This window comes from Cytophagales bacterium (assembly GCA_019456305.1).
In the GTDB taxonomy this organism is placed as follows: Bacteria; Bacteroidota; Bacteroidia; order Cytophagales; family VRUD01; genus VRUD01.
In genome coordinates, this window is the sequence record VRUD01000011.1 from 54,731 (window position 1) to 70,333 (window position 15,603).

At 37.9% G+C, this 15,603-nt stretch carries 13 protein-coding genes and 4 tRNA genes; all 17 read right to left on the minus strand.

Features of this window, described 5'->3' with window-relative positions; translation table 11 throughout:
* Positions 1-46 precede the first annotated feature (46 nt).
* On the minus strand, positions 47-3,931 hold the full coding sequence (gene rpoB / locus FVQ77_03900) for a DNA-directed RNA polymerase subunit beta (protein MBW8049482.1): 3,885 nt from the start codon (positions 3,929-3,931) through the stop codon (positions 47-49).
* A 322-nt stretch (positions 3,932-4,253) separates the two neighbouring features.
* Positions 4,254-4,637, minus strand: coding sequence for a 50S ribosomal protein L7/L12 (locus FVQ77_03905; GenBank protein ID MBW8049483.1), 384 nt, complete (start codon positions 4,635-4,637; stop codon positions 4,254-4,256).
* A 20-nt stretch (positions 4,638-4,657) separates the two neighbouring features.
* Positions 4,658-5,053, minus strand: a complete 396-nt coding sequence (locus tag FVQ77_03910; GenBank protein ID MBW8049484.1) for a hypothetical protein — start codon at positions 5,051-5,053, stop codon at positions 4,658-4,660.
* Between the two features lie 145 nt (positions 5,054-5,198).
* Positions 5,199-5,381 (minus strand): hypothetical protein, encoded by a 183-nt coding sequence (locus FVQ77_03915; protein ID MBW8049485.1) that lies wholly within the window; start codon positions 5,379-5,381, stop codon positions 5,199-5,201.
* A 67-nt stretch (positions 5,382-5,448) separates the two neighbouring features.
* Entirely contained in the window at positions 5,449-5,988 is a 540-nt protein-coding gene (locus FVQ77_03920) for a SpoIIE family protein phosphatase (protein MBW8049486.1), read from the minus strand.
* Positions 5,897-7,993, minus strand: coding sequence for a tetratricopeptide repeat protein (locus FVQ77_03925; protein MBW8049487.1), 2,097 nt, complete (start codon positions 7,991-7,993; stop codon positions 5,897-5,899). The genes FVQ77_03920 and FVQ77_03925 overlap by 92 nt, the downstream gene beginning before the upstream one ends.
* Positions 7,994-8,281: 288 nt before the next feature.
* Complete coding sequence (locus tag FVQ77_03930; GenBank protein ID MBW8049488.1) at positions 8,282-8,803, minus strand: 50S ribosomal protein L10; 522 nt, start codon at positions 8,801-8,803, stop codon at positions 8,282-8,284.
* Between the two features lie 490 nt (positions 8,804-9,293).
* Positions 9,294-9,989 (minus strand): 50S ribosomal protein L1, encoded by a 696-nt coding sequence (locus FVQ77_03935; GenBank protein MBW8049489.1) that lies wholly within the window; start codon positions 9,987-9,989, stop codon positions 9,294-9,296.
* A gap of 38 nt (positions 9,990-10,027) precedes the next feature.
* Positions 10,028-10,471, minus strand: a complete 444-nt coding sequence (gene rplK / locus FVQ77_03940) for a 50S ribosomal protein L11 (protein MBW8049490.1) — start codon at positions 10,469-10,471, stop codon at positions 10,028-10,030.
* Positions 10,472-10,753: 282 nt separating this feature from the next.
* Positions 10,754-11,311, minus strand: a complete 558-nt coding sequence (gene nusG / locus FVQ77_03945; protein MBW8049491.1) for a transcription termination/antitermination factor NusG — start codon at positions 11,309-11,311, stop codon at positions 10,754-10,756.
* A 247-nt stretch (positions 11,312-11,558) separates the two neighbouring features.
* Positions 11,559-11,750 (minus strand): preprotein translocase subunit SecE, encoded by a 192-nt coding sequence (secE, locus tag FVQ77_03950; protein ID MBW8049492.1) that lies wholly within the window; start codon positions 11,748-11,750, stop codon positions 11,559-11,561.
* 317 nt (positions 11,751-12,067) lie between these two features.
* Positions 12,068-12,140: transfer RNA gene (locus FVQ77_03955), tRNA-Trp, on the minus strand.
* A gap of 125 nt (positions 12,141-12,265) precedes the next feature.
* The gene (gene tuf, locus FVQ77_03960) at positions 12,266-13,453 is read right to left on the minus strand and encodes an elongation factor Tu (protein ID MBW8049493.1); all 1,188 of its coding nucleotides are present in this window, start codon (positions 13,451-13,453) and stop codon (positions 12,266-12,268) included.
* A gap of 231 nt (positions 13,454-13,684) precedes the next feature.
* Positions 13,685-13,756, minus strand: a tRNA-Thr gene (locus tag FVQ77_03965).
* A gap of 131 nt (positions 13,757-13,887) precedes the next feature.
* Positions 13,888-13,960 (minus strand) — tRNA-Gly (locus tag FVQ77_03970).
* A 117-nt stretch (positions 13,961-14,077) separates the two neighbouring features.
* Positions 14,078-14,160, minus strand: a tRNA-Tyr gene (locus FVQ77_03975).
* A gap of 150 nt (positions 14,161-14,310) precedes the next feature.
* Positions 14,311-15,339 carry an SDR family oxidoreductase gene (locus FVQ77_03980; GenBank protein MBW8049494.1) on the minus strand — a complete coding sequence of 343 codons (1,029 nt, stop codon included), beginning with the start codon at positions 15,337-15,339 and terminating at the stop codon, positions 14,311-14,313.
* Positions 15,340-15,603: the final 264 nt, after the last annotated feature.

Here is a 15,603-nt window from a genome sequence, read left to right on the forward strand (position 1 = left end):
TGTAGGTGGTTAGTGTATATTAATATTTATAGAGCCATTCATAGCCCTAATTCAACGTAATCTCCAGCGCCAGCCCCCTGAGTTCATGCACCAGCACGTTAAAAGATTCGGGGATGTTTGGTTTTTCCATATTCTCGCCTTTAACGATGTTTTCATAGGCTTTTGCTCTTCCTATCACATCATCAGATTTGATCGTTAAAATTTCCTGGAGCACGCTGGCTGCTCCAAATGCTTCTAAAGCCCATACTTCCATCTCACCAAACCTCTGGCCTCCAAACTGGGCTTTACCACCCAGGGGCTGCTGTGTTATCAATGAGTAGGGTCCGATTGACCGGGCATGCATCTTATCAACCACAAGGTGATGAAGTTTCATAATATAAATTACCCCTACAGTTACCTTTTGATCAAAAGGTTTACCTGTTAAGCCATCATACAGAAAAGTACTGCCAAATTCAGGCAAGCCGGCTTCCTTGAGTTCAGCAGCAACCTGCCGTTCGGTAGCGCCATCAAATATGGGGGTAATATATCTTTTATTTAACTTTAAGCCTGCCCATCCTAACACGGTTTCATAGATCTGGCCCAGATTCATCCTTGATGGTACGCCAAGAGGGTTTAATACAATATCAATGGGTGTGCCATCTTCAAGAAACGGCATGTCCTCTGCCCTGACTATTTTAGCTACAACACCTTTATTGCCGTGACGGCCAGCCATTTTATCTCCCACCTTAAGCTTGTGCTTTTTAGTAATATATACTTTTGCAAGCTGCACAATACCCGATGGAAGTTCATCGCCTATTTCCATGGCAAATTTATCACGCTTATATTTACCGGATATTTCATTTCTTTTCCTGTTATAATTTTTGATCAACATGATCAGCAGCTTATTGGTTTTCTTATCATTTGTCCAGTTATCAATAACCAGGTCGGTAAGTAAATTTGCTTCTTCAGGTACTTCGTAGAGACTCTCATCCTTATAAAGGTTTTTGTCAGGGAGCAGGACATTTGTTATATTTTTCTTTGTAAACTTTGTTCCTTTTTCCAGGATCTTGCCACCAAACTTATGTTTAATGCCCTGACACACTTTGCCTTCAAGCATTACGTTCATCCGGTCAATCATATGTTCTTTAATATTGAGCAAGTCCTGATTATACTTTGATTGCAGGACATTGACCTCTGCCTTTAACTTTACTCTTTCCTCTTTTTCTTTACGTGAGCGAGAGAATAATTCAGTATCAATCACTACACCATAAAGTGAAGAAGGCGCCTTTAAAGACGAATCCTTAACATCACCGGCTTTATCACCAAAAATAGCCCTCAGCAGTTTTTCTTCAGGTGTAGAATCACTTTCACCTTTAGGTGTAATTTTACCAATCAATATATCTCCTTCCGAAGCTTCAGCGCCGACCCGTATCATGCCATTTTCATCCAGGTTCTTAATGGCTTCTTCACTCACATTAGGGATCTCTGAGGTCAGCTCTTCTTCACCTCGTTTTGTATCTCTAACATCTAGCTCAAACTTCTCTATATGAATTGAGGTAAAAAGGTCATCACGTACTACTCTTTCAGAAATAACGATTGCATCTTCAAAATTATAACCCTGCCACGGCATAAAAGCTACCATCAGGTTTCTACCCAAAGCCAGTTCACCATTTTCAGTAGCAAAACCTTCACACAGAACCTGTCCTTTCGTTACCTTATCGCCTTTTTTAACAATAGGTTTTAGATTGATACAGGTGTTTTGATTGGTTCTTCGGAACTTTAAAATATCATAAGTTTTGGAATCAGAATCAAACATTACCTGTCGTTCATCTTCTGAAAGATCATACTTAACAATGATCTTATCAGCATCAACATATTCTACAACACCATTATTTTCAGCCACAAGAAGGGTGCGTGAATCCGTAGCAACTTTCTTTTCGAGGCCCGTAGAAACGATGGGGATCTCCGGCATCATCAAGGGTACTGCCTGACGCTGCATATTAGAGCCCATCAAAGCCCGGTTTGCATCATCATGTTCTAAAAATGGGATCAGAGATGCTGCAACCGATACGATCTGGTTTGGAGCTACGTCCATGAATTTTACTTTGTTCTGTTCAATAAGCGGGAAATCTCCTCCATATCTTGCCTTTACCTTAGGATTAATAAATTTGCCTTTATCATCAATTTTGGCATTAGCCTGAGCTATATAATGTGTATCTTCTTCTTCAGCAGTCAAAAATATCACTGATCCGGACATGTTTACCACACCTTTTTCTGCTTTACGGTAAGGAGTTTCAATAAAACCCATATTATTGATTTTAGCATGTACACACAGCGATGATATCAGACCAATATTGGGTCCCTCGGGTGTTTCTATTGTACATAGTCTCCCATAGTGAGTATAATGAACGTCTCTTACTTCAAATCCTGCTCTTTCGCGTGAAAGACCTCCGGGGCCTAACGCTGACATTCTTCTTTTGTGGGTTATTTCTGCCAGTGGGTTGGTTTGGTCCATAAATTGGGAGAGCTGGTTTGTTCCAAAAAATGAATTAACAACAGCAGAAAGCGTTCTGGCATTAATTAAGTCAATAGGCTGATAGTCCTCGTTATCCCTCACATTCATCCTTTCTTTAATAGTACGTGTCATACGGGATAAACCTAAACCAAACTGGCTGTAGAGCTGCTCGCCAACTGTACGAACCCTTCGGTTGCTTAAATGGTCAATATCATCTACAACCGCCTTTGCGTTTATCAGGCCTATTAAATATTTTACTATATTAATAATATCTTCATTCGTTAAAACACCAATATTGGGCTGAATATCTAAACCCAGCTTTTTATTTATTCTATACCTGCCAACTTCTCCCAGATCATATCTTTTATCTGAAAAAAATAAATTGTGTATAATATCCCTTGCTGTTTGTTCATCCGGGGCTTCTGTATTTCTGAGCTGTCTGTAGATTTGCTCTACAGCCTCTTTTTCTGAATTGGAACTATCTTTTTGAAGGGTATTATAAATAATGGTATAATCTGCAATTTCAATATCTTCTCTATATATAATAACTGACTTTGAATCTGACTGAATAATGATTTCAATATCCTCTTCGGTGATGCTCTTATCACGCTCCAATAAAACCTCGTGCCGCTCTATTGAAACAACTTCACCGGTATCTTCATCAACGAAATCCTCTGTCCATGTTCGCAGAACCCTTGCTGCTAATTTTCTTCCAATAACTTTTTTAAGTGATTGTTTTGTAGCTTCAACTTCGTCTGAGAGTTCAAAAAGGTCTAATATGTCTTTATCTGAACTATAGCCAATAGCTCTCAGCAGTGTCGTGACCGGGAATTTCTTTTTGCGGTCTATATACGCAAACATTACGTTATTGACGTCCGTAGCAAATTCTATCCATGATCCTCTGAAGGGAATTACTCTTGCAGAATAAAGTTTGGTGCCGTTAGTATGCGTACTTTGTGCAAAAAACACGCCAGGTGAACGGTGTAGCTGTGATACAATAACCCTTTCAGCGCCATTGATAATAAATGAGCCTTTTGGGGTCATATATGGAATGTAACCAAGAAAAACTTCTTGCTCGATAGTTTCAAAATCATCATTGTCATCATCATTACAAGTTAATCTTAATTTTGCTTTTAACGGAGCAGCATAGGTTAAGCCCCTGTCAATACACTCCTCTACTGAATATTTGGGAGGCTCAACTGAGTAATCTAAAAAATCCAAAACAAAATTATCTCTTGAATCAGATATTGGAAAGTTCTCCTGGAATACTTTATAGAGCCCTTCCTGGATACGCTTTTCAGCCGGTGTTTCAATCTGGAAAAAATCACCAAATGACTTAAACTGTACATCCAGAAAATCGGGATAGTCAATCACTTGTTTTATGGTCGAAAAATTGACTATATTTCTGTTTTCTTTTGAATTTTGAATTTTTGTCATTAGATATTGTACTAAATTAGTTGATCAGGTTTTGGTACTGTTATGGATTAATTTCAAGCGGCAGGCTTTACCTGAATGAGAGGAGGTATAACCAATACAAATTCCCGCTGAAAAAAATAAGGAACCCATTAAAGGTAGGGTATAATTGTTTATGAGACGGGGAAGGGTTCCTTGATAATATTTCCAAAGTCAATAAGCTTATAATGCAGTTAAAAAATTGGGAACAAAAAAATCGTGCAAAGGTAATATGTTTTTTACTAAATTACAAATTTTTTATTACCTTATAAATTTGATCCCGCCTTTGGCGGGACAAATCATCAAATTATTTAAGCTCTACCTCGGCCCCGGCTTCTTCTAATTTTTTCTTCATGTCTTCAGCTTCACTTTTACCAACTGCTTCCTTAACCGCCTTGGGTGATGCATCAACCAATTCTTTAGATTCTTTCAATCCTAAGCCGGTGATTTCCTTAACCAATTTAACGATTGCCAATTTAGCTCCTCCGGGCGCTTTCAAGATCACATCAAAGGATGATTTTTCTTCTGCTTCTTCTTTTGCTTCTCCTGCTCCATTGCCTCCCGTGGCTGCAGGAGCTGCTGCGGCTGCCGGTTCAATACCATGCTCCTCTTTGAGGATAGTAGCCAGCTCATTTACTTCCTTTACGGATAAATTTACCAACTCTTCTGCGAATTTTTTTAAATCTGCCATAATTATTAATTTATTTTTATTTAATTCCTCCCTGCTTTTGTAACTAATCTGGCAATCATTTCTACGCTTTTCTGTAGTTTTAGATTTCCTTCAATCATACTTTCATGCATATTTTCAATGCCTTTCTGTAGTTTTAGATTTCCTTCAATCATACTTTTATGCATATTTTCAATGCCTTTCTGTAGTTTTAGATTTCCTTCAATCATACTTTCATGCATATTTTCAATGCCTTTTAGCAGCGTTGCAAAGCCCTTTTGCTGACCTTCTTCTATTTTTTCAAGCAGCGCTTCCTGCCGTACAAGCACCTTGCTGTTTTGCTTTCGTACATCCCATATAAACCATGAAATGGTAACTATTCCCGCAACAACAGTCATAAAACCTGCGACCATAGTGACGTAAGTAATTGTGTTTTCCATATTTTAAAGTTTTTTATGGTTTACCCTGTAAAATTTAGCAGGGTAGGGTGCAAATATAGTGATTATTTTATTGTGCAAGTTAAAAGCTCTTTTATTTTTTATTTATTTTGCTGGGGTTACAGTCAATTTGTTCGCTTCAAAAATTCTATTCATTATCCGTTTGTTTGACGCTACTTTTACCGGTAATAATACTTGGGCTGCCACCGCCTGTGGCGCTTGCTGAGAAGGTCTTCTGAAAAGTAGTTTGCCCGTGCGCTCCAATAAATGCCAAGCCAATCAGAGCTGCACTCACGAGTACCCGTGACGTTAATGTTTTTATTGTTTTCATTTTTATAGTAATCAGAAAACTTTGCAAAGCTACATAAAAGTTCGTTAAAATCTAAAATTACTTTACACTATATTCTTACCCCAATCACCAGGATGTCATCAATCTGCCTGCTTTCACCTTTCCATTCCTCAATGGTATTTTCTAATTTTTGCCGCTGCTTGTCCATTGGTAAGTCGTGAATATCCAAAAGGAGACGTTTGAATCTTTCGGTCATAAACTTTGTATTATCAGGTCCACCAAATTGGTCTGAATATCCATCGGAGAAAAGATAAATGGTGTCGCTTTTTTTTACGCTATATTCATGTTGAGTAAATTTTTTGATTGTTTTTTTTCTACTTCCTCCAATTCCCAGAACATTGCCTTTTATTTCATTTAAGGTTCCATTTGAAGCGACATATAATGGCCGTTTGGCGCCAGCAAAAGTGAGGCTGCGTTTTTCAGGATCAATTGAAATAAGCGATAAATCCATGCCATCATTTGCAACGTAATCTCCTCTACCTGCCTGCGAAGCTCCCCTAAGTCCCCCTGAATCGGTGAATGGGTGAATGGGTGAATCGCTTCGTTTTCCAGCTCTCCGTTTCTCCGATTCCCCGTTTCTCCGATTCAAGTTGGCTTGGAGTTTGATGCAAGGCTTGCTTAATCCCTTTATTTAATTGATCAAGAATATCGGAAGGTTTTGTTACACCTTTTTCATTGATAATCTCATTTAAAAGGGTATTACCGATCATAGACATGAAGGCACCCGGCACCCCATGACCGGTGCAATCTACTGCCGCTAAAAGGATCTTATTATTCTTTTTGCTGAACCAATAAAAATCACCGCTAACAATATCTCTGGGTTTGAATAATATGAATGAATCAGGCAGCAATTTACTAATAAATTCATCTGACGGCAAGATAGATTGCTGAATCCGGCTGGCATAATTGATACTATCGGTTATTTGTTTATTTCTCTTTTCCAATTTTTGGTTGGAATCTTCCAATTGTTCTTTTTGTACATTAATTTCTTCGTTCTGCTGTGATATAAACTGATTTTGTTCTTCCAAAAGTGCGTTGGCTTTTTGCTTGATGCGGTAGCGGTTGTATAAAAGTGAGGCCAGGGCCAAAGCCAAGGCTAAGCCAGCAATAAATGAGTTTCTCAGCAGCTTTTGCTTGCTCACCGCTAAGTCTTTTATCTCATTTTCTTTTTTAAGAAGTTCTATCTCTTTTACTTTTTTTTCAGTCTCGTATTTGGTTTGCATTTCGGCTATTTGCTTGCTGCTTTGTTCGTTGAATAGGGTGTCTTTGAGAGAAGCATAAAAGCGAAGGCATTCAGCGGCCTTTTTATAATTATTAGATTTTGAATAGGCGTCCGCTAAATTTTTGTAACCGTCTGCTATTATCTTTATAGCGCCTATTTCTTTAGCAATTGCCAGCCCCTTTGTTTGGTATTCGATAGCTTGCCGATAGTCATTTTGTTTTGAAAAGATGATGCTGATATTGTTGAGCGTTTCAGCTGTTCCAAGTTTATCTTTCAGTTCTTTGTGAATTTCCAGCGATTTGAAATAATACGTCAATGCTTTTGAATTGTTCTCCTGGGCGTGATACAGGCTGCCAATGTTATTATATAAACTAGCTATTCCCTTTTTATCGCCAATTTCTTCTCTTATCTCCAATGATTTTTTGTAATAGTTGAGTGCAGTTGAATAATCTTTTTGTTCATTGTAGATTATGGCAATTGCTTCAAAAGAAATTCCCATTCCACGCTTGTCATCTATCAATTTCCTTGTTTCAAGCGCTTGTTCATAAAATTCCAACGCTTTTGTATAATTTTTTTGATAGTAAAAAATATTACCGAGGTTGCTTAGAACATTTCCCTTGGGATGCAGGTTATTGGTTTTATCAACTATTTTCAAGGCAACAAAATAATGTTCCAATGCTTGTGAATACTGGCCTTTATGAACATAAATGTTACCTATGTTTTGATAAACGCTTGCAATTCCTCCCTCATTATTCAGCTCCTTTGTTATCTCAAGTGATCTTTGGTAACTTTTTAACGCTTCATCATAAATGCCATGGTCAGTTAAAATTGCCCCCATAAAATTGTAGGAATTGGCCATTCCTTCTTTATCGTTAATCTCTTCCCTTAGTTCAAGCGATTTGTTCAGATAATCCAGCGCCTTTTCGTAATTTCCTTGATAGTAATGAATCAGGCCTATATTGTGATACGAATCAGATATTCCCTTTTTATCTCTTTCTTGCTCTCGTATTTCAAGGGCATCGTGATATTTTTCAAGCGCAGCCGGATAATCGCCCTGATAAAGGGATATGTTTCCCTGATTGTTAATGGCTTGCGCTCTGCCTTTTTCAAATCCTGCTTTTTTGGCTAATTGTTCAGCTTCAATCGCATATTTCAATGCCTCATCGTAGTTGTAGGCGCTAAAGGACTGGAAAAGCTGGTTCAAGATATTGACCTTTGTTGTATCTTCTTCTGCAGTTTTCAGTAGGTTTTCTAAAGAATCAATCTCTGCTTGTTGAGCAGAAGCGCTGACAAACAGCAGTGTGCCTGTAGCAAAAAGAAGGATGGCGGTAAGTTTTTTCATACACGAAAGATTAAAAATTAGAAAAAGCATGCGAAAATTTACAAAAAGCAATTGGTCTGGGCTATACCGGAATGTATGGCAATGACGTGGAAGAGTTACTGAGAAAAAATTGCGAATGAAACCAGTGTCATGGTTCACCACGAAAATTAGCAAAATTTAGTGTTTTTGAGCTTTGGTGGTAAAGAAGCTGACAGTCATTTAAAATAAATTGACAGGTTCAATATCAGAAACTAATAGTCAGGATAGAAAGGAGCTAATTTATTTTTTTATAATAAGTTTACCTTTTAGCAACACGCTTGCATTTGAATTTTTTAAGCATCACCGCTGCCCCAACACTTTCACCACGCCAGCTAATTTATGCTCAGCACTTTTCAAAGCAGCAATCACAATTTTAGCAGGTGATTGCAGTGCTGAAATGATCTCACCAATAAGTTCATTTTTAGATTTGAGCTTGCTTAATGCGTCTAAATGCTGGTCGCCAATATAGATCTCAGAATCAACAAATGCGCCTTTTAATTCCGGTTTATCAAATCCTGCCTTTCTAAAATCTTTGATCAGTTTTGCAGGAGCATTCCCTGCATTTTTTGCAAATAATACTCCTGAAAAGCCCTTTAAAATATCACTAAACTCAGAATAGTCAGTCTCGGATGAATCAAAGGCTTTCTTTATAAAAGTATTCTTATATACCTTGTATTCAACCTTATTCTCATAGCAAAGTTTTCGAAAATCATTGATCTGAGCTACGGTAAGCCCCGAAGCATCTGCTATATAGAAAAAATTAGAGGCCTTAAACTTTTGACTTAATTCTTCAATAATTGTTGCTTTTTCTTCTCTTGTCATGACTTGTTGTATCGGAATTTCAATTGATACGAATAAGGTATAATGCTAATATACGAATTTATACTAATGATACGAATAAAAGACACACCTGTTTGCCAAAGCACTTCGGTGCGCAGGCACATTACAAGTATTTGCATTAATCTCTTCAAGGCCTCAGCGATGGGCATTAGTATCATTAGTATATTAGCATTTTATTATTAGTATTTTGTAATTTATATTCAAATCTATTATTTGTGCTATTAATAAACAGCTACTAGGCTCTGGTTACTGGGTTCTGGGTTATTTGCTTTCGGTAGGCAGGTTGGTAATTCTTTCTGACATTATTCACTACCATCACCCAGTACCCAGTGCCCAGTACCCAGTAACTAACTTATTATTTTTACTTTATCCCGAGTACTCGAGTCTAATTTTATTTTTAATTAACTTACTTTGCCCCGCACATAAATTTGTACAACATTTAATGATTTATGTGCGGGGCTTTGTTATGTTCTTAATTCTCCAAAGCACTGACATCAACCGCTACTCCCGGGCTCATTGAACTTGTAATAATAATACTTTTTAAATAATTACCCTTTGCCGAAGGTGGCTTTAGTTTTGAAACTTCCTGAATTACTTCGGAAGCATTTTCAGCAATTTTATCAGGTGAAAAAGAGATTTTACCAATGCTGGTATGAATTATACCTGTTTTATCTACTCTAAAATCTATTTTTCCTGATTTTACTTCCTTCACTGCTTTTCCAATATCTTGAGTAACGGTACCTGATTTCGGATTGGGCATTAAATTCCTGGGTCCTAATATTTTGCCCAATTTTCCTACCTTTGCCATTACAGAGGGCATCGTAATGATCACATCAATATCGGTCCAGCCTTTTTCTATTTTTTCTATATAATCCTCCAATCCTACGTGGTCAGCGCCAGCTTTTTTAGCTTCATCTTCTTTTTCAGGAGTACAAAGAGCCAAAACCCTGACCTGCTTACCTGTTCCATTAGGAAGCGTCACTACGCCTCTTATCATTTGCTCGGATTTCCGGGTGTCTATTCCCAACCGAATATGCAGATCAACTGAAGCATCAAATTTTACATAACTAATATCTTTTACAATTTTTGCTGCTTCAGCTAAAGGATATTGCTTATTGTTATCAAATTTTGATAATGCGTTCTTTTTATTTTTTGTAAGCTTGCTCATTTTAAAATACGAAGTACGAATGACGAAGTACGAATTCGTCATTCGTGCTTCGTCATTTGTCCTTTTACAGTAATACCCATACTTCGTGCTGTACCTGCTATTATTTTCATTGCCTGCTCAATCTTAAATGCATTAAGGTCCTGCATTTTTGTTTCTGCTATTTCTTTTATTTGATCCCAGGTAACTGAACCAACTTTATTGCGGTTTGGTTCAGGAGAGCCTTTTTTTACTTTAGCAGCCTGGGTTAACAATACAGCAGCAGGTGAGGTCTTGATGATAAAATCAAATGACTTGTCAACATAAATGGCAATTACAACCGGTAATAATACTCCTTGCTTATCTTTAGTTCTTTCGTTAAATCGGTTACAAAACTCCATGATATTTATACCCTTGGCGCCAAGCGAAGGGCCTACAGGAGGAGCCGGATTGGCCTGGCCTCCTCTTACCTGAAGCTTTAAATACTCTTTTATTTGCTTTGCCATTCTTAGTTATTAGTTAGTTGGTTTATTAGTTATAGTTTATTAGTTTTTAGTCTAAAATATGGCTACTAGTGTAGCAACAATTTAGTTTTGCAACATTAATTTGTAATAAATAGATTCTTTCGTTATTAATCAACAAATGGTTATATGGCTATATGGTTAAATGGTTTGTGATTAGCTGAAAGAGTTACTAATCTCATAGGTTTAAACTCGCTGCTTAATTGCTGGCAATTTAGTTGCCATAAAGCCATATAACCATAAAGCTATATAACCATATAACCATCTTTAAGATTTTTTCTCTACCTGCATATAATTAAGCTCCATGGGAGTGTTTCTTCCGAATATTTTCACCATTACATTCAATTTCTTTTTTTCGTCAAAAACCTCTTCAACGTTACCGGTAAAGCCACTAAAGGGCCCATCCGTCACCATCACAGTTTCACCAACAATAAAAGAAGTCTCAAACTTTTCCCGCTCCTCTGCTGCTTCATCAACATTACCCAAAATTTTATTCACTTCAGATTGACGCAATGGTGTAGGATTTATGGAAGTTCCTCCATCCCTGGAACCTAAAAATCCTATCACTCCGGGAATACTCTTAACAAGATGGGTTACCTCTCCATGAGATAAGTCAGCAGAAACTAAAACGTATCCGGGAAAAAAGTTTTTCTCTCTTATACGTTTTTTACCATTACGAACCTCATAAACCTTTTTGGAAGGAATCAGCACTTCGGGAATAAAATCTTCTAATTTTTGTCTGCTGATCGCCTTATCTAGATAAGATTTAACCTGTTGTTCTTTGCCGGAAATAGCTCTGATCACATACCATTTATGTTCGCTCATAATTGTATCTGAATTTAGATTTTTAGGTTTTAAATAAAGTCTATTTTAGTATTTGCCTTTGTGCATTTAATTATCAGGTTCTGGGTACTGGGTACTGGGTTCTGGGTTGTGAATGCACACTTCTGCTTCGTTTTACTAACACCCAGCACCCAGTGCCCAGTACCCAGCAACTAACTTCATATTTGACTTCACATAATTTTTAGTAATTTGATCCCGAGTACTCGGGATCAAATTACATGGTCATGTTCTAAAACATTTCATACAATATAGTTATACCATTTTCAAATACGGAATCTATTGCCCATATTACTAATGCAAATACTAAGGTGCCAACAATCACTAAGGTGGTACTACTCTGTAATTCGCTGTATTTAAGCCATGATACCTTATAACGCATTTCCTCTACCGTTTCTTTGAATATGGACCTGATTTTGTTGATCTGTTTCATCTTTCAATAAGTTAATAAGTAATTGTTGTATCGGAATTTCAATGTTTAAATGAAATTTATATTCAAATCTATTATTTGTGCTACTAATAAACAGCTACTAGGCTCTGGTTACTGGGTTCTGGGTTATTTGCTTTCGGTAGGCAGGTTGGTAATTCTTTCTGACATTATTCACTACCATCACCCAGTACCCAGTGCCCAGTACCCAGTAACTAACTTATTATTTTTACTTTATCCCGAGTACTCGAGACTAATTTTATTTTTAATTAACTTACTTTGTTATGTTTTTTAAAAAATATCACAATAAAATGCACGGGTGGAGAGACTCGAACTCCCAGCCAATGGTTTTGGAGACCACTACTCTACCAATTGAGCTACACCCGTTTTTAACAATTGGCAGCTCGCCCCGACTGATAAGGCAAGAAAGTGCATGGCGCATAGCGTAGTGCATGGAGCAAAGGTCAAAGCGTTGAACGCCATGCTCCATGCTCTTTGCGCTATGCGCTAACTTATTTTACAATTTCTGTAACCTTACCTGCACCTACGGTTCTGCCTCCTTCACGAATGGCAAAGCTTAAGCCTTTTTCCATTGCAATGGGGTTGATAAGTTTCACATTGAGCGAAATATTATCACCAGGCATAACCATCTCAACTTTATCAGGAAGAAATATTTCTCCGGTCACATCAGTAGTTCTGAAAAAAAATTGGGGACGGTATTTATTAAAAAATGGAGTATGCCTGCCGCCTTCATCTTTTTTCAATACATACACTTCACTTTTGAATTCAGTGTGAGGTGTAACTGATTTGGGAGCACAGACAACCATACCTCTTTTAATATCGGTTTTTTCGATTCCCCTCAATAATAATCCTACATTGTCACCTGCTTGTCCGTCATCTAATATTTTTCTAAACATCTCAACACCTGTCACAGTTGATTTTAAATTCTCTGCGCCCATACCGATAATGTCAACATTGTCACCTGAATGGATAACACCTCTCTCGATCCTTCCGGTGGCTACTGTACCACGTCCGGTAATGGAAAAAACGTCTTCAACCGGCATCAAAAAAGGTTTATCTACAGGTCTCGGAGGAACGGGAATAGATTCATCAATAGCTTTCATGAGCTCTTCAACAGATTTAACCCCCTCTGCATCACCATTTAAGGCTTTAAGTGCAGAACCCTTGATTAAGGGTATTTTATCACCGTCATATTCATATTTGGTTAATAGCTCACGAATTTCCATTTCTACCAGGTCTATCATTTCCTCATCGTCAACCATATCCACTTTGTTCATGAATACAACAATTGCAGGTACACCTACCTGACGTGCCAGCAAAATGTGCTCATGAGTCTGAGGCATAGGTCCATCGGTTGCCGCAACAACCAGGACAGCGCCATCCATCTGTGCAGCGCCTGTTACCATGTTTTTCACATAATCGGCATGACCAGGACAATCAACGTGTGCATAATGGCGTTTTTCTGTTTGGTACTCAACGTGACTCGTGTTAATGGTAATACCCCGTTCTTTTTCTTCAGGAGCATTATCAATTGAATCGAAATCTTTTGCTTCTGCAAGACCCTTTTTTGATAGAACAAGCGTAATCGCTGCTGTTAATGTGGTCTTGCCGTGGTCAACGTGGCCAATCGTGCCAATGTTGACATGCGGTTTGTCTCTTTTAAATTTTTCTTTTGCCATTTTTGATAATTCTTTTTAAAAGTTTAAATAGTTTGTTTGAAAAAGTTGCGTTGTTTAATATGTAAAAATATATTTTTATCCATAAATCTTAATCATTCAATGTCATAGTCATAGTCATTGTCATTGTCTATTGTCATATTGTCTACATTCCCTTATTCCCAGCAAATTCATCGGATGACCCAAACGCACAACCTGGAGAGTCATCCGATGATAACCACCCCTTATTTGTAGAGCCAAGGACGGGAGTTGAACCCGTGACCTCTTCCTTACCAAGGAAGCGCTCTACCACTGAGCTACCCCGGCAAAGCTCATTTGGTAATGACAATCATCAGGGCATCTCTAAAAACTACATATTTCTTAAAACACACCCCTTGCCCCTCTTGATAGAGGGGAATATATGGTGTAGCTTTTAGAGATGCCCAATCATCAATCAGAGCGGGAGACGGGCTTCGAACCCGCAACCCTCAGCTTGGAAGGCTGATACTCTACCAATTGAGCTACTCCCGCCTACAATTGTTATTCCGAGTCCCGAGCAGAGCGAGGGAACTCCTCATATTTAACAGGAGATTCCTCGTTCGCTCTTTCCTCACTACCCATCCCTGCACTCGGAATGACAATCATAAGTGGGGAGAGCAGGATTCGAACCTGCGTAGGCTTACGCCAGCAGATTTACAGTCTGCTCCATTTGACCGCTCTGGTATCTCCCCTCGTGATTTTGAAATTCGAAATTCGAAATTCGAAATTCGAAATCCGAAATCCGAAATCCGAAATCATAAGGGGATAGATAATCCGGAATTAATTTTAAAGGCGCAAAGATAATAGTTTTTATTATATCATCAAATTTTTTTAAAAAATAATCATTTTCTTTTAATAAATTCCTGATTGTTTATAAACCATTCCAGCGTTATTTTAGTACCTCTCTCTAAGCTAAAGGCCGGTTTATAACCCAGGGTCTTCTCAGCTTTAGAAATATCTGCCAGGCTGTGCCTGACATCTCCGGGTCTTTCTGCGCGGTAAATTGGTTTTAGGTTATCTGTATCACCGGTACCTCGTAAATTCAAAGAATTAACCTGTTTACAAATAAGTTGGAATAATTGATTTACAGAGGTTTTTTTACCAGCCGCAATATTAAATACCTGGTTAAAAGCCTGCTCATTCTCTGTAAATGCTGCCTTCATGTTGCCCTGTACGGCATTCTCAATGAATGTAAAATCTCTTGTTTGCCCGCCATCACCAAATATTTCAGGCGATTTATTATTTATGACCGCATTGATAAATATTGGTACTACAGCGGCATAAGCTCCTTTTGGATCCTGTTTCGGACCAAAGATGTTAAAATAGCGTAATCCTATTGTTTTGAGGTCATTAGCAAACACACCGGCATAAAGTTCATTGGTTAATTTGGTTACTGCATAAGGTGATAATGGTTTTCCGATGACTTCCTCAACTTTAGGCAGCTTTTCGCTGTCGCCATATGTTGAAGAAGATGCTGCATAGATAAATCTTTCCACTTTATTATCACGGGCAGCAACCAACATGTTTAAGAACCCATCAATATTTACTGAATTGGTACTTATAGGGTCTTTGATGCTTCTTGGCACAGAACCTAAAGCAGCCTGGTGAAAAACCACATCAATATCCTTGCAAGCCTTTCTGCACGTTTCCGGATCTCTGATATCTCCATTGATAAATTCATAAGAAGTGTGATCTTTAAAAAATTCAATGTTTTTATAAAAACCAGTAGAAAGATTATCCAACACCCTTACCTTGCCTGCTCCGTATAATACGAGATATTCTACAAGATTAGACCCTATAAACCCAGCGCCACCGGTTATCAGGAAAGAAAACCGGGTGAGGTCTTTGGAGTGATATTTTGTTTTGTACATAGATTTGGCAGATAAGAATGCCACGAAACCACTAATTACACGAATTACACTAATTAAGAATTATACTAATTAAATTAGTGTAATTCGTGGTTATATTCTTTTTTTCTTTTCTAACTTTTTCTTTCTTATTTTAAATAACCGCTGTTCTAATTTGCTAACTGCAAAGTTATGCAACGGAAGAAACAGCCCGGCAAGCGCCACGTTTACCATGAGCATGTAAGCGGGTTCACCACCTACCCATTGTTCTATGTACGGGTCTATCAA

Bases quoted from the DNA above. Each gene is read 5' to 3' on its own strand.
- FVQ77_03905 (MBW8049483.1), bottom strand. From the start codon at position 4,637: ATGGCAGATTTAAAAAAATTCGCAGAAGAGTTGGTAAATTTATCCGTA.
- FVQ77_03915 (MBW8049485.1), bottom strand. From the start codon at position 5,381: ATGAAAACAATAAAAACATTAACGTCACGGGTACTCGTGAGTGCAGCT.
- FVQ77_03910 (MBW8049484.1), bottom strand. From the start codon at position 5,053: ATGGAAAACACAATTACTTACGTCACTATGGTCGCAGGTTTTATGACT.
- FVQ77_03925 (MBW8049487.1), bottom strand. From the start codon at position 7,993: ATGCTTTTTCTAATTTTTAATCTTTCGTGTATGAAAAAACTTACCGCC.
- nusG (MBW8049491.1), bottom strand. From the start codon at position 11,311: ATGAGCGAACATAAATGGTATGTGATCAGAGCTATTTCCGGCAAAGAA.
- rpoB (MBW8049482.1), bottom strand. From the start codon at position 3,931: ATGACAAAAATTCAAAATTCAAAAGAAAACAGAAATATAGTCAATTTT.
- FVQ77_03935 (MBW8049489.1), bottom strand. From the start codon at position 9,989: ATGAGCAAGCTTACAAAAAATAAAAAGAACGCATTATCAAAATTTGAT.
- rplK (MBW8049490.1), bottom strand. From the start codon at position 10,471: ATGGCAAAGCAAATAAAAGAGTATTTAAAGCTTCAGGTAAGAGGAGGC.
- tuf (MBW8049493.1), bottom strand. From the start codon at position 13,453: ATGGCAAAAGAAAAATTTAAAAGAGACAAACCGCATGTCAACATTGGC.
- FVQ77_03930 (MBW8049488.1), bottom strand. From the start codon at position 8,803: ATGACAAGAGAAGAAAAAGCAACAATTATTGAAGAATTAAGTCAAAAG.
- FVQ77_03980 (MBW8049494.1), bottom strand. From the start codon at position 15,339: ATGTACAAAACAAAATATCACTCCAAAGACCTCACCCGGTTTTCTTTC.